The sequence below is a fragment of the Bacillus infantis genome, from assembly GCF_020171945.1.
In the GTDB taxonomy this organism is placed as follows: domain Bacteria; phylum Bacillota; class Bacilli; order Bacillales; family Cytobacillaceae; genus Bacillus_AB; species Bacillus_AB infantis_A.
Genome location: NZ_JAIVAP010000011.1, coordinates 40,725 through 60,923, shown reverse-complemented (window position 1 = coordinate 60,923; position 20,199 = coordinate 40,725). Strand labels below are relative to the sequence as shown.

The 20,199-nt window shown below is 46.1% G+C and carries 18 protein-coding genes; 1 reads left to right on the top strand and 17 read right to left on the bottom strand.

Translation table 11 applies throughout. From position 1 onward, the window contains the following. Positions 1-1,108: 1,108 nt before the first annotated feature. From LCM00_RS15420 to LCM00_RS15360, 13 genes are all read right to left on the bottom strand, one after another. The gene (locus tag LCM00_RS15420) at positions 1,109-2,371 is read right to left on the bottom strand and encodes a hypothetical protein (RefSeq protein WP_224903710.1); all 1,263 of its coding nucleotides are present in this window, start codon (positions 2,369-2,371) and stop codon (positions 1,109-1,111) included. Further along, entirely contained in the window at positions 2,364-3,110 is a 747-nt protein-coding gene (locus tag LCM00_RS15415; protein WP_224903708.1) for a creatininase family protein, read from the bottom strand. Before LCM00_RS15415 ends, LCM00_RS15420 begins: the two co-directional genes overlap by 8 nt. A 12-nt stretch (positions 3,111-3,122) precedes the next feature. Next, positions 3,123-4,259, bottom strand: coding sequence for a M20 family metallopeptidase (locus tag LCM00_RS15410; RefSeq protein ID WP_224903706.1), 1,137 nt, complete (start codon positions 4,257-4,259; stop codon positions 3,123-3,125). After that, a complete protein-coding gene (locus tag LCM00_RS15405; protein ID WP_224903704.1) occupies positions 4,252-5,580 on the bottom strand; it encodes an amidase in 1,329 nt (442 codons plus the stop codon). The genes LCM00_RS15410 and LCM00_RS15405 overlap by 8 nt, the downstream gene beginning before the upstream one ends. Position 5,581: 1 nt before the next feature. Beyond that, positions 5,582-6,523, bottom strand: a complete 942-nt coding sequence (locus LCM00_RS15400; RefSeq protein WP_224903702.1) for a M14 family metallopeptidase — start codon at positions 6,521-6,523, stop codon at positions 5,582-5,584. Positions 6,524-6,610: 87 nt separating this feature from the next. Continuing rightward, positions 6,611-8,248: an ABC transporter substrate-binding protein gene (locus LCM00_RS15395; protein WP_224903700.1), complete on the bottom strand. Its 1,638-nt coding sequence runs from the start codon at positions 8,246-8,248 to the stop codon at positions 6,611-6,613. An 81-nt stretch (positions 8,249-8,329) separates the two neighbouring features. Next, the gene (gene nikC, locus LCM00_RS15390) at positions 8,330-9,148 is read right to left on the bottom strand and encodes a nickel transporter permease (RefSeq protein WP_224903698.1); all 819 of its coding nucleotides are present in this window, start codon (positions 9,146-9,148) and stop codon (positions 8,330-8,332) included. Between the two features lie 12 nt (positions 9,149-9,160). Then, positions 9,161-10,174 carry an ABC transporter permease gene (locus tag LCM00_RS15385; RefSeq protein ID WP_101549031.1) on the bottom strand — a complete coding sequence of 338 codons (1,014 nt, stop codon included), beginning with the start codon at positions 10,172-10,174 and terminating at the stop codon, positions 9,161-9,163. A gap of 20 nt (positions 10,175-10,194) precedes the next feature. After that, positions 10,195-11,187 (bottom strand): ABC transporter ATP-binding protein, encoded by a 993-nt coding sequence (locus LCM00_RS15380; protein ID WP_224903696.1) that lies wholly within the window; start codon positions 11,185-11,187, stop codon positions 10,195-10,197. Further along, on the bottom strand, positions 11,141-12,157 hold the full coding sequence (locus tag LCM00_RS15375) for an ABC transporter ATP-binding protein (RefSeq protein ID WP_224903694.1): 1,017 nt from the start codon (positions 12,155-12,157) through the stop codon (positions 11,141-11,143). Before LCM00_RS15375 ends, LCM00_RS15380 begins: the two co-directional genes overlap by 47 nt. 13 nt (positions 12,158-12,170) lie before the next feature. Beyond that, positions 12,171-12,830, bottom strand: coding sequence for a GntR family transcriptional regulator (locus LCM00_RS15370; RefSeq protein WP_224903850.1), 660 nt, complete (start codon positions 12,828-12,830; stop codon positions 12,171-12,173). Continuing rightward, positions 12,814-13,866 (bottom strand): ketopantoate reductase family protein, encoded by a 1,053-nt coding sequence (locus LCM00_RS15365; protein ID WP_224903692.1) that lies wholly within the window; start codon positions 13,864-13,866, stop codon positions 12,814-12,816. The genes LCM00_RS15370 and LCM00_RS15365 overlap by 17 nt, the downstream gene beginning before the upstream one ends. Before the next feature lie 11 nt (positions 13,867-13,877). Beyond that, positions 13,878-14,696, bottom strand: coding sequence for an SDR family NAD(P)-dependent oxidoreductase (locus LCM00_RS15360; protein ID WP_224903690.1), 819 nt, complete (start codon positions 14,694-14,696; stop codon positions 13,878-13,880). Between the two features lie 366 nt (positions 14,697-15,062). Between LCM00_RS15360 and LCM00_RS15355 the strand changes: the two genes are divergently transcribed. Next, positions 15,063-15,728: a hypothetical protein gene (locus tag LCM00_RS15355; protein WP_224903688.1), complete on the top strand. Its 666-nt coding sequence runs from the start codon at positions 15,063-15,065 to the stop codon at positions 15,726-15,728. 693 nt (positions 15,729-16,421) lie between these two features. Here the strand turns inward: LCM00_RS15355 and LCM00_RS15350 are convergent. From LCM00_RS15350 to LCM00_RS15335, 4 genes are all read right to left on the bottom strand, one after another. Beyond that, positions 16,422-17,303 carry a MurR/RpiR family transcriptional regulator gene (locus LCM00_RS15350; RefSeq protein WP_224903848.1) on the bottom strand — a complete coding sequence of 294 codons (882 nt, stop codon included), beginning with the start codon at positions 17,301-17,303 and terminating at the stop codon, positions 16,422-16,424. A gap of 21 nt (positions 17,304-17,324) precedes the next feature. Continuing rightward, positions 17,325-18,302, bottom strand: coding sequence for an ABC transporter ATP-binding protein (locus tag LCM00_RS15345; protein ID WP_224903686.1), 978 nt, complete (start codon positions 18,300-18,302; stop codon positions 17,325-17,327). Further along, positions 18,295-19,290 (bottom strand): ABC transporter ATP-binding protein, encoded by a 996-nt coding sequence (locus tag LCM00_RS15340; protein ID WP_224903684.1) that lies wholly within the window; start codon positions 19,288-19,290, stop codon positions 18,295-18,297. Before LCM00_RS15340 ends, LCM00_RS15345 begins: the two co-directional genes overlap by 8 nt. 66 nt (positions 19,291-19,356) lie before the next feature. Beyond that, complete coding sequence (locus LCM00_RS15335; RefSeq protein WP_148949807.1) at positions 19,357-20,187, bottom strand: ABC transporter permease; 831 nt, start codon at positions 20,185-20,187, stop codon at positions 19,357-19,359. Positions 20,188-20,199 lie beyond the last annotated feature (12 nt).

The following is a 20,199-nucleotide window of genomic DNA, read 5'->3' as shown; positions in this document are numbered from 1 at the left end:
CCTCAAGATGAGGATATGAATCACTCTAACCAAAGAAATGCAGACCAGAGTGCCTCAAGAAGAGGATATGAATCACTCTAACCAAAGAAATGCAGGCCAGAGTGCCTCAAAAAGAGATTATGAGTCACTCTAATCATAGAAAAGTAGAATCAGAGTGCCTCAAAAAGAGATTATGAGTCACTCTAATCAGAGAAAAGTAGAATCAGAGTGCCTCAAAAAGAGATTATGAGTCACTCTGATCAGAGAAAGTAGAATCAGAGTGCCTCAAAAAGAGATTATGAGTCACTCTAATCAGAGAAAAGTAGAATCAGAGTGCCTCAAAAAGAGATTATGAGTCACTCTGATCAGAGAAAAGTAGAATCAGAGTGCCTCAAAAAGAGATTATGAGTCACTCTAACCAAAGAAATGCGGAACAGAGTGCCTCAAAAAGAGATTATGAGTCACTCTAATCAGAGAAAAGTAGAATCAGAGTGCCTCAAGAAGAGGATATGAATCACTCTAACCAAAGAAATGCAGACCAGAGTGCCTCAAGAAGAGGATATGAATCACTCTAACCAATGAAATGCAGCCCAGAGTGCCTCAAAAAGAGATTATGAGTCACTCTAACCAGGTGGAAGGGACAGTAGAACTAGCATGCCGCATGGGTTTTCGGTTAATTAATCAATCGTTTGATTAATTTATCATCCTGAGCAGAGGCTTAACAAAAAACGGCCAGACTGGGCATAAGGATCATAACGGAGGAATTTAAACATATCCGGTCAAGACAACTTGGGAGCAAGGCGTCCGTCCCCTGAAAAAAAGAATGCGCACAGCTTCATTCAAGGCTGTGCGCTCTTTATTCTCCCCATCGTATTTCTATCTCCTCGTAAACATTCAAGCTGCCCTTTGCAGAATATCCCTGGGAAGGCGTTGATATGGAGAGAAGGGACAGCAAATCTATCCCTCAGTCTGATTTATGAAGAAACATAACTCCCCACCGTATCAAAAGCATCAAACTTCTTCCCATTCAGCTCCTCAATCGCTTTAATAGAAAGAGCCAAGGGGTCAGGTCCCTTGGCTCACTTTCCATGAAACATTTTGTGAAACAAGATTTTTCGGGTGGTACCTGTCACCGCTCCAACCGCTCCAACCGTACCATCGTATTAAACGCATCAAACCTCTTCCCATTCAGCTCCTCAATCGCTTTAATAAACGTCTTGGTAGTATGAGGTGTATCATACAGAATGCTGAAATACTCTCCCCGCTTCTCTTTTGGTGTTTCTTTATAGGAGTTGCCTACCATCCATCTGCCATAGAAATAGCTGGGGAAATAGGTTTTTTGAACAGGATCTGAGAAGAAGCGGAACGCGTTGTTAGCTTCTATTTCGGTGATTCCGCCTTCTTCGATCAGGTAAGCGATGACTTCTTCTTTTGATTTCTGTCCAAGATTATACTGATAGCAGGCGTTTGTTGTGAACATCCGCTGATAATCCAGGTAATTTCTTGCAAGCTGGTATTGCTTCTTTTGACTGTCGGTAATGCCAGGTGTTTCTTCATTGAGGTCATCCCAGCCAAGGAAGCTTAGCGCTGTCTCCGGCCCGCCCTCGAATAATGCATTCGTCGGGCTGTTGATCAGATAATAGGATGCCTCCAGCGGAAGTTTGCCCTGCTTGAACAGATAATCCCAGCGGCAGTAGAAGGCCTGGTGGCCCGGGTAGGCTTCATGTGTCATGATTTGCGCCAATATCGGCTCAGTCCATGGACGGTCTATATTAAACGTAAGGTTCCCGCGGTAATCGCCCGTGTATTTAGAATAGCCGCTCCAGAACACGCCGCGTATACTCTTGATCCAGTCAATCCCATCCTCTTCAGGAAGTCCGATGACTCTTGAAATGGTGCCCTGTTTGCTTTTTTCGCGGAAATTTTCTGCGACAGACGTCACTTCATCGGGTGCTATGAGCGTGTCTGAACGCCATGCTTCCGCTTTCTCCCGAACAGTGCCCTTGTAGCCTAACTCTGTTAATCCCTTCTCAACAAGCTCCTTTGCATGCTCGAGCTGCTCATCTGTTATAAGGTCAGATGGCAGCTCTTGAATATTGGCAATCAGTTCATCATACGGCACCTGATCTCCCTGCAGGCTTCTGGCGAAATAGCGGAACCCATTGACCATGGAGCGCAGATACTCTCCTTTATGGCCCTCTATTGTTTTAATGCTATTTTCTACTTCATCAAGAGACCTGCCTATTTCATCAAAGGTCGAAAGTGAAGAAACTGTATCACTATAGCTGGCAGTGGCCACTTCCTGTTTATACATTTTTTGTGTTTGATCATTTAAACTAAGGACAATGTCGACAATCCTTTCTCCTGTTGGTGCGTCCGTCCATCTAAGCATTGATTTTTTCCTCCTTTTCGGCTGAAGGTTTTGATAGATTCCATAATTCTTCTATGTCAGCAATGATAAGCTTCAGCAGACTTTGGTATAATTGCTCTCCCTTTCCTGCTGTGGCTGCTCCTGCATTGCCCATATATCCGTCTTTGAACAGCTTCTTGCCTAAATTCTGAAACTTGATTTTCGGATTCATTGGCACCTGATGATTCCCTGCCAAAGAAGGATCGGCAAGATCTTCACTGATTGCCAGCACAAGGGAAGTTTCATCTTCACCGCCATGCCCCGGCCCTTTGGTGATCGTTAAAATCTGCTCTCTGTAATCGATCCACCAGTTGATGGTCAGGACGCGCATCCCCAGGTCAGAAAGCTTTTCAGCCACAATGCTGAGGCTCGGTATATTTCCCCCATGTCCATTGAAAAGGATGATCTCTTCAAATCCATTTCTATGAAACTCTTTGCCAATTTCAAAAACATACTGAGAAAAAGCTTCAGCGGAAATATCGATCGTTCCTTCAAACGGAGCAAGTGCCCATGAATGGCCATAAGGGATTTCCGGCGCCATTAAAATCCGATTGCCGGCTTCCTTCTCGAGCCTCCGGACAAATTCACGGGGAATCCATACATCTGTTCCAAGCGAGCAGTGAGGGCCATGCGTCTCCATCATGCCAATTGGCAGCAGCACCGTGCTGACCGACTCTTTCAATTTTTTAAATTGCAGAGCTGTCAAATTTATCATATACATAGAATTAGTCTCCTATTCTTTCATATATTTTAAAATCATTTCTGCAAGCAAAGCTGCTCTGTACGGGAGATTATCCAGGTCCACATGCTCGTTTTCCGAATGAGCACCATCTCCAACAGGCCCCAGCCCATCTATCGTCGGGATATCTATCCCAGCTGTAAAGTTTCCATCGCTCGCTCCCCCGGAAGACCCTTCCCTCAATTCGTAGCCATGGGAAGCAGCAATCTCTTTCAAGTCGCTATATAGAGCTTTCACTGCTTCGTTCCGTTCCAGCGGGAAGCGTTCAAACTCGCCGATCACTTCTACTTTTGTTCCTTCTACAAAGCTCGGCCGGTTCCTGATTTTCTCCATAAGCTGGAAGGCCTGCTCTTTTTTGGTTATCCGCACGTCAATTTCTGCTGAAGCTTCCTTCGCAATCACATTGCACCGCGTCCCGCCCTGTATCACACCGGCATTAATGGATATGCCTTCTTCCCTATTTGCGAGCTTTTTTAAATCAATAATCTGATAGGCCAGTTCCTCAACGGCACTTGCCCCGTCCCACGCATTGATGCCGGCATGGGCAGCAACACCCTCGACTTTTAAAAGGAACTGCCCGGCTCCTTTGCGTTCCGTCTTCACAGCACCATCCGGGCTGATGCTGGATTCCGGCACCAGAACCAAAGAACTTTTCTTTGCTTCTTCGAGAATAATATCCTTCGAATGCACACTGCCTATTTCCTCATCGGTTGATACCAGAAATGCCACCTTACGGCTGCCGGTTTCCCCGAATTCCTTCAATGCTCTCAATGCCCAGAGAGTGACGGTCAGGCCGCCTTTCATATCAAACACACCGGGCCCGTATAAAATATTTCCGTCCCGCTTTATCGGGATCGCCCCAGCATCCCAAACAGTATCCATATGGCCAATCACCAGGATCTGCTCTTTATCTCCCTCTCCATATGTAAAGAGATATTGATTTCCCACCTCCTCTTTATCTATCTTTCTTACCGGTCCGCCAATCAATCTTTCATATTCTCCACTCAAAACCTCACCACAGTGATCGACATGGGACTTTGAATAGGATGGAGATTCAGCTCCTGTCAGCTTCAACAGGGTTTCAATCATTTCCGTTTGATTTTCTTTTAAGAAATTAAGAATCTTAGACATTGCAGCCTCCTTTCTTTGAAAAACCTAATAGTTTCTCAAGCCTGACTGCCCTTTTTAATAATCGGATATCTTCTTTATGTTTGCCGGCCAGCTGCATGCCAATCGGCAGCCCTCCTTTTGAAAGCCCGGCTGGTATGGTCACAGCCGGATGCCCTGTTACATTGAAGATTCCGGTGAATTTCATTTCATCATCCATCTCCAGTACAGGATCCTCTTCCGGCGCGGGATAGGAGACTGTCGGCATGAGCAGAATATCTGCAGCGTTCAGCGCTTCATCAACCTGCTGCCGGAGTTCTGCCATTTGCTGCCTTGCTTTTAAATAGTCAAGCGAGTTATGCCTCAGTCCCGCTTCAATCTGCTTATAAGTGACAGGTGCGTAATCTTCCTTTCTGCCGGCCCATTGCTCATGAACCAGTGCCGCCTCTGGCAGGAGTACATTCATCAAGATGTGCTCAGTTTTATCGAATAAAGGGATATCAATCTCTCTTATATTCCAGCTGGCTTTTTCTGCCTCGGCTAAGGTGTTATTATAAGCAGCAATGACATCCTCATCCGCTCCATTCAGGAAAGAGGGCGGCAGCACCCCTACAGTCAGCTCTTCTTCATCATCTGAAAATTCAGCCACCTGAGGACATAGAGATTCCATAATAACCAGCAGGTCTTCAGCACTCTTAGCCATGGGTCCGGCATGGTCCAGGGAACCTGACAACGGGAAAGCACCTTCAACTGAAAGAAGGCCATATGTTGACTTCAAACCGGCAATCCCGCAATAAGATGCCGGTATCCTGATGGAACCTCCAGTATCCGTACCAAGAGAAAACAAGCTCAGCCCTGCCGCTACCGAAGCAGCCGATCCGCCGCTCGAGCCGCCAGCCGTCTTTGAACTGTCCCAGGGATTATTCGTCTGGCCATAATCAGGATGGACAGCGCCATATGCAAATTCAAGCATATTGGTTTTGCCTGTCATCACAGCTCCGAACTGTTCCAAAAGCCGTATCAATGGCGCAGTTTCCCGAGGGATATGGCTATTTAAAATCCTTGAGCCGCAAGTCGTCTTAACTCCACTTGTATTGAACAGATCTTTTATACTGAAAGGAATGCCAGCTAAAATGTGCAGCTTTTCCTTCCGTACAAAAGCCCTCTCAGCCTTTAGAGCAGCTGCTAAGGCTCTTTCCTCCGTAAGTGTGATAAAAATATTGAGCTCTTCATTCAATTCCTTTACTCTCTTGTAGATATCCCGAACGACTTCGACAGGCGACAATTCTGTTTTCCGATAAAGCTCCGCTGTTTCAATGATTGAAAGCTCATTCCATCTTTTCATCCTAGTGTCCAACAGCCAGTAAAGGATCGTCCAGGTTAATAGCCAGTGAGGTGACCAAAAACAGAATGATTCCATCTGTATTGGCATGGTATTCCTTTATGCTATCTCCAAATTCATCAGTGATTTTCCCGACAAGATCACCTTTCTTAACTGAATCTCCGACTGCAACAGCTGGATACCATAATCCCTTGTAGTCAGCTCTGTACCAATCAAAGGTATCCAGCTGTCTCGTAGGTTTATCTTCTACAGTGCCCGCGAGATTCCCGATATGACGCAGCGCGTTCTTTGTGCCCTCTTGCAGGAGAAAGGAGCTTTCCGGATCAAGAATCCCCTGCTGCCCGGCCTCTGCGATAATGGCTTTTTTACCCTGGAAGCTGGCTGAGCTGTAAGTAGATCCCCCTACCTGATCGGTTGAGCCTACTATATATTCAATCCCCATAGCAGAAGCAAGCTGACTGGATTCGGCTGCCAGTTCCTGGTTTTCTCCCTTATGATAAATCGTAAAGGGGACAAGGGCTTCAATCATATCGCCGCCATGAAGATCGATGATATATTCCACAGGTTTGATGGCTGTCTCTGTTAAAAAGAAGGCCAGCTTCTCAGCTGCTGTTCCATCTTCTTTGCCCGGAAAAACCCGATTAAGATTTTTCTTGTCATCCGGGTGGACATAGATGCTTCTGGCATAAAAAGAAGCAGGGTTTGCGATTGGAAGGACGGCAATCTTCCCTTTTACACCCTCTGCTGATAAGTTCCTGCCGAGCGTCAAAGCAGCATCGATAGAAGTATATTCACAGCCGTGGATGCCGCCGAGTATAAGGGTCGCCGGTCCATCCTCTTCTCCATTAATCAGGAAGGCAGGAAGTTTTTCCTGAATTCCCGGGAATTCAAGATAGCTCTTTACTTTTTCTCCCCTGCCGGCAGCAAGATTTCCGATTTTCCACATACAAGCTCCTCCCCTTCCTTTATGTAATTGAATAGAAGCGGCCGTCTGCTGGATACAGCAAACGGACGCTTCCTATAGATTTCAGGCTTACTCTTTCGTCAATTTATGGAACGGCACATACCAAGTGTTCATAGGGTTGATTTCATAGCCTTTGACCCATGTTCTCTTAGCTGTTTGCACCAGGCGCTGTGCAGGGAAGATATACGGCACTTCCTCTGCCATGATGGACTGGACTTCTTTATAAACTTCTTCACGGCGGGCTTCATCAACCACTTCTCTACCTTCTTCAAGAAGCTGGTCGACTTTGCTATTTTCATAGAAAGCGAGGTTGAAGCCTGGGCCTTTGCTGGAAGAATGGGCAAAGTACCACAGATTATAATCCGGGTCGGCATAGTCCGGTGTCCACGCCGCCAGAGCAAGCTGATGGCCGCCGCTTGTGACTGTTTCAAGGAATGTCGGCCAGGCCAGTGTTTTGATTTCCAGGTCAATACCGATTTGCTTCAAATCTGACTGCATCATGACAGCGATATTCTTACGGACTTCATTGTTTTCGGAAATCAGGAGCTCAAGCTTGAATCCGTCTTCATGGCCGGCTTCTTTTAATAGCGCTTTTGCTTTCTCAAGATCAAATTCAGGCTTTTGAATATCCTGGTTATAGCCAAACATGCCTTCTGGGATGATTCCGCCGGTTCTCTGTGCAGCTCCCAGAAGAATATCATTAATGATAGAATCGTAGTTTACAGCATGTGACAATGCCTGGCGGACCTTCACATCATTGAGCGGCTCTTTTTCCATATTGATGGCGATATCATCGATCTGGTAGCCAGGAGAGCTGACGATTTCAACCCCTTCTGTTCCTTTCATATTGTTCATAACATCCGGGGACAGCATCGTATCATCGAGTAAATCGATTTCTCCTTTTTCAAGCATCAAACGGGCTGTTGCCGGTTCATTGACAATCTGGATATTTACGGTTTCAATCTTAGGAGCTTCTCCCCAATAATCTTTATTTGCTTTTAAGACCAGCTTCTGTCCGCGGTCCCAGCTCTCCAGAACATATGGCCCGGAGCCCATCTCTTTATCTGCCAGGAACGTTTCCCCAAGATCATCTCCGTGGTTTTCTGCCAGCTTCGGATTGACGATATTGGCGTATACAGTACCAAGGCTTTTCAGGAATGGAGCAAACGGTTTTTCAGTTGTAATTTTGATTGTATGATCGTCGACAATTTCAAAGCTGTCTTTGTTGATGACCTTTGAAAATTGCCCTGCAGCTGATTTTCCAATATCAATGGCGCGTGTATAAGAGTATTTAACGGCTTCGGCAGTAACTGGTGAGCCGTCATGGAACTTGGCGTCTTTATTTAAATAGAAAGTATAGGTTTTTCCATCTTCGGAAATATCCCATTTTTCTGCCAGCTGCGGCTTGACCTCTGTATCAGTTCCATCGTATGTCACCAATCGGTCATATAGCATGTAAGTGATTCTGAAAGAAGTATTAGCTGCGGTTCCGTGTGGATCTAAGTGAGGTATATCCTGGTTCGTTGCAAAGTTCAGCACGTTTGGATCGCTTGGTGCAGCACTTTCCTGGCCGGTGTTGTTTTCTCCTTCTGAAGCTGTGCCTTCACTCGTAGAGGATTCCTGATTGTATTTATTGCAGCCTGCTAATGCCAGTAAAAGAACCAAAACGAGAGCCATCATTTTTAACAAAAAATGTTTTCTGTTCACTTCTTTTCCCCCAAACTATTTTTATTGTAAAGATGCAAACAAACCAGCCTAAGAAAGAATCGCCCCCTTTCAAGTAATCTATTATCTATTTTTTGGATCAAGCAGATCCCTTAACCCGTCTCCTAAAAGATTAAAGCCAAGAACCGTCAGCAAAATAGCCATTCCAGGGAATGTCGCTGCCCACCAGGCATCACGCAGTATTTCCCTGCTTGAAGACAGCATGGCTCCCCACTCCGGGGACGGCGGCTGTGCGCCCAGCCCGATAAAGCTCAAGCCTGCTGCTGCCAGGATGACAAAGCCCAGGTCCAGGCTTGCCTGGATGCTTGCCGGCGCGATGGAATTCGGGATGATTTCCTTTAAAAGGATCCTGATGGGGTTTGCCCCAAGTGCCCTTGCAGATTCCACAAACTCCGAGTTTTTAATAGAAAGCACTGATGAACGGACAATCCTTGTGTACCAAGGCCACCAGGTGATGGCCAGAGCCAGCAGTACATTTTCAATGGATGGCCCCAGGGCAGCTGCAATGGACATGGCCAGGATGATGCCCGGGAAGCTGAGAAATATATCGGTGATCCTCATGATGGTCTGATCGACGATCCCGCCCATATATCCTGCTACCGCTCCAAGGATGGTGCCGATAGGGAAGGCGATCAGCACGACCAGCAGGCCTATTTTTAAAGAAATGCGTGTGCCGTAAATAATCCTGCTTAAAATATCCCTGCCCACTTCATCTGTTCCGAACCAATGCTCTGAACTTGGAGGAAGCAGCTTTTGCCCGATGTTTACCTGCAGCGGATCTTTAGGCGCAATCCACGGGGCAAAGATGGCGAGGACGATGATGAGGATGACTACTATTAATCCGATCAGTGTTAAAGGACTCTGGAAAATGCGTCTGGCCATTAAGTTCCCTCCTTATTCATAATTAAGTCTCGGATCGATTACCTGGTATAAAAGATCGATGATCAGGTTCACTGTGATAAACAGCACGGCAATGAGGATGGTGACTGCCATGACTGCCGGGAAATCGAGATAGGTGATCGCATTGACTGCATACTTGCCGAGGCCCGGCCAGGAAAACACCGACTCTACCAGGACACTGCCGCCCAGTGAGTGGCCGAAAGTCATTCCCAGGAGTGTCAGGATTGGCATCATGCCATTTCTCAGCGCATGGCCGTACAGCACCCTGTTTTCAGAGCCGCCCTTGGCTGAAGCTGTCCTGATATAGTCACTTCTTAATACTTCAAGCATTGAAGACCTTGTCATTCTCGTAATCATCCCGATCGTGACAGCAGCCTGTGTGACTCCCGGCAGAATCAGATGGATCACGGCAGAATTGAACACTGTCCAATTGCCGGTTAAAAGTGCGTCGATTGTGTACATGCCTGTGATATTTGTCGGCGGGGGAAGCCCGGTATCCAGCCTTCCTGATCCAGGCAGCACCCCCAGCTGCAGATAGAAAAACAGCAGGAAGATGATGCCCAGCCAGAATGCCGGCATGGCGACCCCTATCAAGGCCATGACACGGGCGAATTGATCCGCGATTTTATCCTTTTTGCTGGCGCTTATGACTCCTAAAGGAATCCCGATCAGTATCGTAATGAACATGGAAAAAAAGGTCAGTTCCAGTGTTGCCGGAAAATACTGTTTGATATCCTCCATAACAGGACGGTGCGAATAATTGCTGTTTCCCAAATCTCCCTGCAGCAGGTTCTTCATGTAATTGAAGTATTGGACATATACCGGATCGTTCAGACCCATTTTTTCCTGCAGCTCTTCAATGACTTTCGCGTCTGCGTACGGCCCTGCAGCCAATCTTGCCGGATCTCCCGGGATGGTGTTGGATATGAAGAATGTCAGCAGGCTGATGCCGATCAGGATCGGGATCATCAGCAGCAATCTCTTTAGCAAATAGCGGAGAGCATCCACTTATTCCGCCTCCTTTGTTTCTATGAAATTTGCGATTTTCTATTTGCCTCTTCTGGATGTACATGGATGCAGGCAACCCAGTGGTCCATCACTTTTTCTTTAAGGCTCGGCACGTCCTCTTTGCATGCAGCGGTAGCGGACGGGCATCTGGTATGGAACGGGCATCCGCTTGGAGGATTGATGGGACTTGGCAAATCTCCCTGCAGGATGATCCGCTCTCTTTTCTGGGTAGGGTCCGGCAGCGGCACTGCTGTTAAGAGTGCTTTTGTATAGGGATGCAGAGGATTTTTGTATAATTCCTCCACATGGGTAATCTCGACGATTTTCCCCAGATACATGACCGCGACCCTGTCAGATATATGCTGCACCACCGATAAATCGTGAGAGATGAATATGTAGCTCAGGTTCAATTCTTTCTGCAGGTCGACCATCAGATTCAGCACCTGGGACTGTACTGAGACATCAAGTGCTGATACAGGCTCATCCGCTATAATGAGCTTAGGATTCAAGGTAAGCGCCCTGGCTATGCCGATCCGCTGCCTCTGGCCCCCGGAAAATTCATGCGGGTAACGATCCAGCTGATCTTTGCGGATGCCTATTTTATCAATGATACCCTCGATGATTTTCATCCGCTCAGGCCTGCTTTTCAGTCCATGTATGATCAGCGGTGCTTCTAAAATAGAACGGATGGTGCTCCTCGGATTCAAAGATGCATACGGATCCTGGAAGACAATTTGCATATCCCGGCGCAGTTCTTTCATGTCTTTTCTTGGGAGATTCGTAATATTTCTTCCATTGAATAAGATCTCTCCGGAGGTGGGTTTGATCAGCTGAAGAATCGACCTTCCCAGGCTCGATTTTCCGCAGCCGGATTCACCTACTATCCCCAGGGTTTCCCCCTGCTCTACCTTAAAGCTGACGCCATCTACTGCCTTGACCGTTTTCTTTTCGCCCAGAAAGCCTTTTTTAAGAGTGAAGTGCTGTTTTAACTCCTTTACTTCCAGCAGTGTCAAAAGATTCTCCCTCCTTTCCTTCGTATAGCCAGCACGCAGCTTGATGATTTTGCCCGACATCTTTTATTTCCGGCATATTCGTTCTGCAGATTTCCATGGCCATCCCGCACCGGTCATAAAAGCGGCAGCCCTGCGGCATTTTATCAGGTGAAGGCACCATGCCTGGAATCGACCCGAGCTTCTCTTTCTTGACTCCGAGCCTCGGTACAGAATCCAGCAGCCCTTTTGTATAAGGATGCTTAGGGCTGGCAAACAATTCTTTCACATCCGCCTGCTCGACGATTTTCCCGGCATACATGACCACGACCCTGTCACATACTTCAGCCACAACGCCCAAATCATGTGTGATCATAATAATCCCCATATCATTGGACTTCTTGAGTTTGTTCATCAGCTCAAGAATCTGCGCCTGGACTGTCACATCCAAAGCCGTGGTCGGCTCATCACAGATCAGCATGCTTGGGTTGCAGGCCATTGCGATTGCGATCATAATCCTTTGCCTCATCCCCCCGGACAGCTGGTGGGGATATTCATAGATCAGCTCGTCAGCCCTCGGAAGCCCGACCTCTTTCAGCAGTTCGATGATCCTGCTTTTTCTTTGGTTTTTACTTAAATCGGTATGAAGCATAAGCGTCTCATCAATCTGCTTCCCCACTGTGTGCAGGGGGTTCAGGGAAGTGAGCGGATCCTGGAAAATCATCGACATCTTATCGCCCCTGATTTTCTCCATCTGTTTCTTCTTATATTTGGTTATGTCGTTTCCATCCAGAACAATTTCGCCATCAAGCTTGGCCTTATCCGGCAATAGGCGCATAAGGGAAAGTGCTGTCATGCTTTTCCCGCAGCCGGATTCCCCGACAATCCCGACTGTCTCCCCTTTATTCACCCGGAAAGAAATCTGATCTAATATTTTTGTATATTTGCCGTCCTTTTTTAACTCGAGGGATACGTTATTGATATCAAGCAGCACAGAATCACCACCTTTAGATTGTTAGTAGGCTTTTTACATTTTCCAATTCCTCAAGAGCATGCACATAATGATCTGAAAACTCCCTGCTTACCCGTTCCTCATCCTTCGATCTTAAAGCTTCCAAAAGCTTTTGATGATTCTCAACCACCAGTGCCGCCCGGTCCGGCAGCATATTGGCGACAGTCAAGAACATAGCGCCAACCTGGGTGTTCAGCTGTTTATGCATATGGATGAGCCTTTCATGCCGGGAGGCTTTGACAATGGTCCCGTGAAAAAGAATATCGCATGAAGCCTCTTCTTCCAGATCTTTATTCCTTAATGCCTCCCCAAAAACATCCAGGCATTCTTGCAATCTATTAAAATCATTTTCTGTTAAATGTTTTACAGCGAGCTCTGCAGCCTTTGCTTCCAAAAGGGCCCTTAATGTATAGATTTCGTAAGCGTCCTGGAAAGAAAGAGTCGTCACAAAGGTTCCTCTGTTGGTCTCGTGCTTGATAAGCCCCTCATTCTGAAGCATGCTCAAAGCTTCCCGGACCGGCCCCCTCGATATATCCAGGCTTTCGGCCAGCTGCACCTGGTTAATCTTTTCTCCTGGTTTAAGGGTGCCATTGAAGATCATTTTTCTGATTAATTTTGCTACATGGTCTGATAGGTTTTCATGATGGAATAACATTCTCTTCACCCTGCTCATATTTTGATTTTAGTAAGTTAAGATTTTCCCATGACATCTGCCGGTCGCCATTTTCTATTTCTTTGATAAGAGAGATCAGTGTTTTCGTTAATGGCATCTGGATGTGATGCCTTTCCCCTATCTCGACGATCGGGACGAGCTGTGAATCGATTTCGGTTCTTCGCTTTCTGACAGCCAGGTCCCGCCATATGCCGCTCTTGGTTTTTTTATTGCTTGCCATCCGTTCGCTCAGCCGTTCCAATTGATCATTCAAGGTTTCTTCATCCGTCTCTCCCCTTGGATAGACCAATGCGGGTACCCAGTCATCAAACCCGATAGGGACAACACCAATCTTCTCAGCTACTTCCAGGATTTCAGCGCACAGCTCCATCAATGCTGGCCGCAGCTCCTTGTTCCGGACGACAGCGGCCATCGTTTCATCCACAAGTGCTGTTCCGTATAATAATCCTGCGTAGGACATCTTCCCCCACAAATAGCCCCAGATGTTTTCTGTCACCTGTACAGGGCCCCAGCAGGAAAGGATATCTTTCAATTCCAGCACTCTCGGACTTATGGTGCCGTCAAGCTCCCCAAGGTACAGGGCTGCCGTGCCGCCATAAAGGATCCTGCCCGGGCCCAGGTAATCCGCTGAGAAATTCACAAAACAGCCGATTGTCTTTTCCTTGCCTATCAATTTAGCAATCTGGTTTTCACATAATCCATTCTGGAACGAAACCACCTTGGTGTTCTTGTCAATCAAAGAAAGAAAAGGTTTCAGTGCCTCTTCGGTATGCTGTGCTTTTACACACAGAAAGACAGTGTCCAATGGCTTTCCCTGCTCTACCAGCTCTTTCGGTGTAAAGGCGGTGCATGCTGCATTCAGGATCTCATCCGGACCTTCAATCCTGAGTCCCTGCGCATTCATCGCACGTACATGGTCTTCAGCCGAATCGCAGAATATCACTTTGTTTCCGTCCCTGACGAGATATGCTCCCAGCACCCCGCCTATTGCTCCCGCTCCAATAATCGTAATTTCCATTTCTTATCCTCCTAGAAGAGTTGTTGTCCGCCATCAGCTGAAAGGATTTGCCCGCTCACATAACCAGCCCAATCAGATGCAAAGAATAACACTGGATAAGCTATATCTTCCGGCTCCCCCAAACGTTTTACTGAGATGGAAGCAATCAGATTCTGCTGCTGCTCTTTTGACATGCTCTCCCACTGCTTCTTGGTTGAAGGATTAGAGACAACAAATCCCGGAGCAACATTATTAACTGTGATTCCGTAAGGGCCCAGCTCCTGCGCCATCTGCCGCGTTAAGCCGATCTGCCCCGCTTTGGCACTTGCATATGCCTGAATCCCGGTCAGGCTCGTACTTCTTCCTGCACCGCTTGATATATTAATGATTCTTCCAAATTTATTTTGCTTCATATGCGGGGCGACAGCTTTGATCGTGTAAAAAGCTGCGTCCAGATTAACGGCAAAGATTTTGTGCCAATCCTCCTCCGGCACTTCCTCTACCGGTTTGTGCACCTGCCCGCACACACCTCCGGCATTATTGACAAGAATATCGATTTTGCCAAGTTTGCTTATGACAAATTCAATCAGCTCTTTCACATTACTTTCTTTTGTAATATCAGCTGCATATGTATGAAATTGATTTTCCTGGCCCTGTTCTTTCGCCAAGCTGTTGATCTCTTTCTCGGCCCTTTGAAGATTTTCTTCCAAAATATCCGTCCCAACAACAGTGGCCCCATGCGTTATAAAAGCCTCGCAAATCCCTTTTCCAATGCCATGGCCTGCCCCTGTAACCAAAACGACTTTCCCGCTGAAAAATGTTGAATGTAAACTGTTAACACTTTTAACCAAGACAACACTTCCTATGTTTTACAAATTTATTAATATTTACAGTAAAGGGTGAAAGTTTAATTGTCAATATTTTTTGAAAATTAATAATTTTACTACTATTTTAAGATAATGACTCTTGAATGCAGCTGATCACTTCTCTTCTTTTTTAAAGCATAGAATCTCTCAACCAGAAATCTTGGTACATAAGTATGAGGAAAAAGGGATAAAAAGAACCCGGCTTTTTTATATAGGGGGGTTGAGAACAGGTTAAGTTTTAATCAAACGATTGATTAAATGCCCATTCTCTATTGGCACAGGTGGGATTGTCTCACTTTCGAATATGGATTAAAATGGAATAAAACGATGTACCTAGTAGGGGGAAACAATTTGGCAACACCAGCCCAAAAGCATTTTCGAAAAGAAATGAAGGAGCTTAACCGCAGCAGCCAACCATTCGGCCAGACCGATATATATCAGCCTGCACTTAAAAGCAGACGGCCCAAGGCCAGGTGGAGCTATAGCCTGATTGCTATTGTGCTGGTCCTTACAGTACTATCCGGCATGCCAAAGCAATTCTACAATAATTTTATTGTATACAAGCATGAAAAAATGATTGCCTACTTGAAGGAACAGCAGGCGTACACAGAACAAAGCGGCGCTATCTTAAATACCTATCTCATGCAGTCATCCACCCCTGCCTCTTTAAACATAGATGCATTGCAGGAAAGCAAAAAGAGCCTGAACAACCTCATTTTAGAGGCAAATAATATGAAAGCCCCCTCTGCTTTCAAAGAACACAAGAATTCAGTTATTGGAATCATGGAAAAAAGGCTTTTTATTCTAACTTATTTAGAGGTGCTCGCCAGCAGCAGCCAAAACTATAATGAGCTCACCCCTCATATCAATGAGCTGAACACAAGACAGCAGCTGGAGAGGAATCATCTAGCGGGTATATTTGAGGAAGAAAACATTCCGTATATATTAGAGGATAATGGGATGATTGGGCCAGGGGGTCAGGTCCCTTGGCTCACTTTTCATGAAACATTTATGTGAAACAAGATTTTTCGGGTGGTACCTGTCACCTTCATCCTTTCCCACAGTATTATTGTTTCAAATTAGCTCCCCATGTTACACTAATTTTATTATGAAAATGAAAATCCCAAAAAATACCCATTACATCGTTCTTTTCCTTTGGTTCGTTTCATCGGCTTACCTTGTATACAAGTATTCTTTAAACGCAGGATACTGGAAAAATCCGCTGTTATTATCCCTTTTCTTTTATGTGGTTCTCATTATTATGAATAAAGGCTTTAATAAACTAACCCTATGGCTTATGTTGTTTTATGTCGGTTTTATAATCTGGATCATCATGGATATTTTATTGGCACTGAGTTCAATTTCTGGTGATTAATGATGAGATAAATTGATTAAATAGCAGTACGATCAAATGCGGCTATTTGAGTCTGCTTTTTCTCTTTAAGAAATTCTTTTACAGAGGGTGTTCCAGCACAGAGTAATCATGACAAAGAAAAGAACCTGGCGATGTGAAGCCAGGTTCTTTCTTTGTCTTGCTTTGACAGGTTTCATGACTTTATATCCCTAAATAATTTCTTCTTTATTGAGGATATTATTTGTACATTTATAACGGAAGAACCCACTGAGCAGGCAAATGCCTAAATTGGCCCTCCCTTTGTGAAACAATTCGTGAAACAAGATTATTCGGGTGGTACCTGTCACCAATACTCTCTACGCCCTCTTCCCCCGCCGAAACGGCTCCTCAAACAACGACCCGATCGCATCTCTCGTAGAATCCAAATACGTAACTGTCTTCTCATAAGTCCTTGACGCCACGCACATAAATAAGATATCGATTACATGAAGCTGTGCGAGGCGTGAGGATGTGGCGCCGCTTCTGAATGTGGCTTCCATGGAGTTGGAGGTATACAGGCAGATGTCTGCATAGCTAGAAACCAGGGAGCTGCCGTACTTGGTAAGGCTGATGGTGGTTGCTCCCTTTTCTTTTGCCAGCTGCAGGACTTTTGCGACTTCATACGTTTCTCCTGAAAAGGAAATGCCCAGCACGACGTCCCTTTCATCAGCATTGGCAACCACGGTGGTGCACATATGCAAATCGTTGTATGCCCTTGCCGGCCTGTTGATTCTGAGGAATTTCTGTTCCGCATCCATCGCAGAAATGCTTGAGGCACCTACTCCAAAAAAATGGATTCCTTTCGCGTCCAATAATGCTTCTACAGCTTTTTCAAGCTCCTCGCTATGCAGCAGGTCTGCGGTTTCCCGGATGGTTTGGAGGCTGTGGGAAGTCATTTTTTCAATGGTGGAAGGACATGATTCATTGGGTTCTATATCCCTAAGTACGTCTTTTGCCTTCCTTTGCAGGTCGCCGGCAATCCGGATCTTCAGCTCCTGGATGCCGCTGACATTAAGGGATTTGCACATCCGGATGACTGCCGCGCTGCTTGTGTTTGTCGCTTTGCCGAGGCCGGCTGTTGTCATGCCAATCGCATCCTGGGGCTGTTTTAAAATAAACTCTGCAATTTTCCGTTCTGAAGGAGGAAGCTTATCCTTCATTTCTTTCAGCATAAAAATGCCTGCGTTTGTACTCGACATGTCAGAACCAACTTTCATTCTTTATTCGTCATAAAGATGACAGGCGACCCAATGGTTTTTTTCCACTTCCAGGAACCTGGGCTTCTCTTCAGCACATCTTGCATGCGCCTTTGGGCACCTTAAACGGAATGGGCAGCCTGAAGGCGGATTGGATGGGTCCGGCACATCTCCCTGCAGAATGATCCTTTCCTTTTTCATATCAGGGTCAAGAGAAGGGATTGCTGATAATAAAGCTTGTGTATAAGGATGAAGAGGCTTATTATATAAATCTTTTGTTTCTCCCAGTTCCATCATCTGCCCCAGATACATGACACCCACCCGATCACTGAGATGCTGGACAACATTAAGATCGTGGGAGATGAATACATACGTTAACTGAAACTCTTCCTGCAGCTGGATCAGCAGATTAAGAATTTGCGATTGGATGGAAACATCCAAAGCTGAGACCGCTTCATCAAGGATGACTACTTTCGGCTTGACGATCAATGCCCTGGCGATGCTGATCCGCTGCCTCTGCCCTCCGCTGAACTCATGAGGGAAACGGTTGAGCTGTTCTCTTGAAAGGCCTACTTTTTCAATCATTTCAACGACCAGTTCATTCGCTTCTTTCTTTGTGGCCAGCTTATGGGTCAATAATGGCTCCAGCAGCAAGGCCCTTACAGTCATTCTTGGATTTAAGGAACTGAAAGGATCCTGGAAAATCATCTGAATATCTTTCCGCATTTTACGAAACTCGCCTTTAGGTATATCGGAAATCCTCTGACCATCAAGAAAGACTTCCCCAGAGGTTGGTTCATATAGTTTTAAGATAGTTCTTCCAGTCGTTGACTTGCCGCAGCCGCTTTCCCCTACCAATGAAAGCGTCTCGTTTCTGTTGACGTGAAAGCTGATGTCATCGACGGCTTTCACATTTCCTACCGTTCTTTTAAAAACGCCGCCTTTAATGGGAAAGTATTTCTTCAGGTTTTTGACTTCAATCGCATAAGCTGTATCAGCCATATAGCACGCCCTCCTCTTCATGCAGCCAGCATTTGCTCTTATGGTCCTTTTCCACAGCGTTCATAGCTGGCTCTTTTGTCCGGCAGATATCCATGACATGAGGGCAGCGGCTGGCGAATCTGCAGCCCATATTCTCGTATTGTGACGGTGTTGGAACATTACCAGGTATCGAATATAACGTATTTTTCCGGTCTCCCAAAGAGCGGATTGATTTCAGCAGCCCCTGTGTGTACGGATGGGATGGATTTTTAAATAATTTTGCTACCGTCGTTTCTTCCATCACCTGCCCGGCATACATAACGGCAACTCTTTCGCATGTTTCCAGAATGACGCCAAGGTCGTGCGTGATCATCAGGATGGATGTGTCATTTTTTTCGGACAGTTCATTCATTAAGTCCAGTATCTGTGCCTGAATCGTTACGTCCAGGGCTGTTGTCGGTTCATCTGCAATCAGCAGCTTTGGCTCGCAGATGAGTGCCATCGCGATCATGATCCGCTGCCTCATCCCGCCGGAAAGCTGGTGCGGGTAGCTTTTGAAAATTTCTTTGCCTCTGGAAATGCCGACTCTATTGAGCATGTCCAGACCCATTTCCCGCATCTCTTTTTTGCTGAAATTTCTATGAAACTTCAAGACTTCCAAAAGCTGATGTTCGATAGTATATAATGGATCCAGCGCAGTCATCGGCTCCTGGAAGATCATCGAGATATCATTTCCCCTGATTTTCTGCATGGCCCTTTTAGATAAACCCGTAAGCTCTTTCGTTTCGTCCGTGTGCAGCGTGATGCTGCCTTTAGATACTCTCAGGACATCCGGAAGCAGGTTCATGATTGCGAGGGATGTAAGACTCTTCCCGCTCCCTGACTCACCGACAATCCCGTACTTCATCTTCTTTCCGATCGATAAATTAATGCCCTCGACCACATTGTACTTCGTCTTCTTTGTATTTACTTCTATAGATAAATCCTTGATTTCCAATACAGAATTCAAAATGACCTCTCCCCTTCAGAATAACAGTCTTTCGATTCAGCAGGACTGCTATGCTAAGATGCTGCTCTATTGCTTCAGTTTCGGATCTAAAATATCCCTGAGGCTGTCGCCCAAAAGGTTAAAACACAGGATCGTAAAGACAATGGCCGTTACTGGAAAAAGGATCGTCCAAGGCGCAAATTCCATATAAGTCCTGCTCGCATTCAGCATGACTCCCCATGAAGGATCAGGCGGCTGGACGCCAAGCCCAAGGAAGCTTAATGCTGCTTCAGTCAGGATAGCGCCTGATAAGGCTAATGAAATCTGAACGATAAAAGGGGCCATGATATTAGGGGTGATGTGCCTGGTGATGATCTGCAAAGGCTGCACCCCAATCGCTACAGCACTCGTTAAATACTCGTTTTCTTTCACAGACAGCACCGCCGATCTTACAAGCCTGGTAAAAACGGGGGTGAAGACAATTCCTATGGCAATCATCGTGTTTGTAAGGCTTGGCCCTAAAACAGCCACAATGGTTAATGCCAGCAAAATGTCAGGGAAGGCAAAGAAGACGTCCATGACCCGCATGATCACCTGATCCACTTTCCCCTGAAAATATCCGCTGATCAAACCGAAGAACAATCCCGCCGTAGCACCTATTCCGACAGCGATCAATCCTACCTGCAGCGAAACCTGGGCACCATATACGGTCCTTGAAAATATATCCCTTCCCAGTTCATCTGTACCAAACAAAAATTGGCCGCTCGGACCTTCCAAAGTGTGTTCGGTGAACATCTTATCCGGGCTGTAAGGGGCGATCAAGGGTGCAAACACAGCAACCAGAATCACGATTAAAATCCCAATAAAGCCAAGCAATCCTACCTTATCACTGGCCAATCGCTGAAAAAACTCTTTCATGAAGATCACACT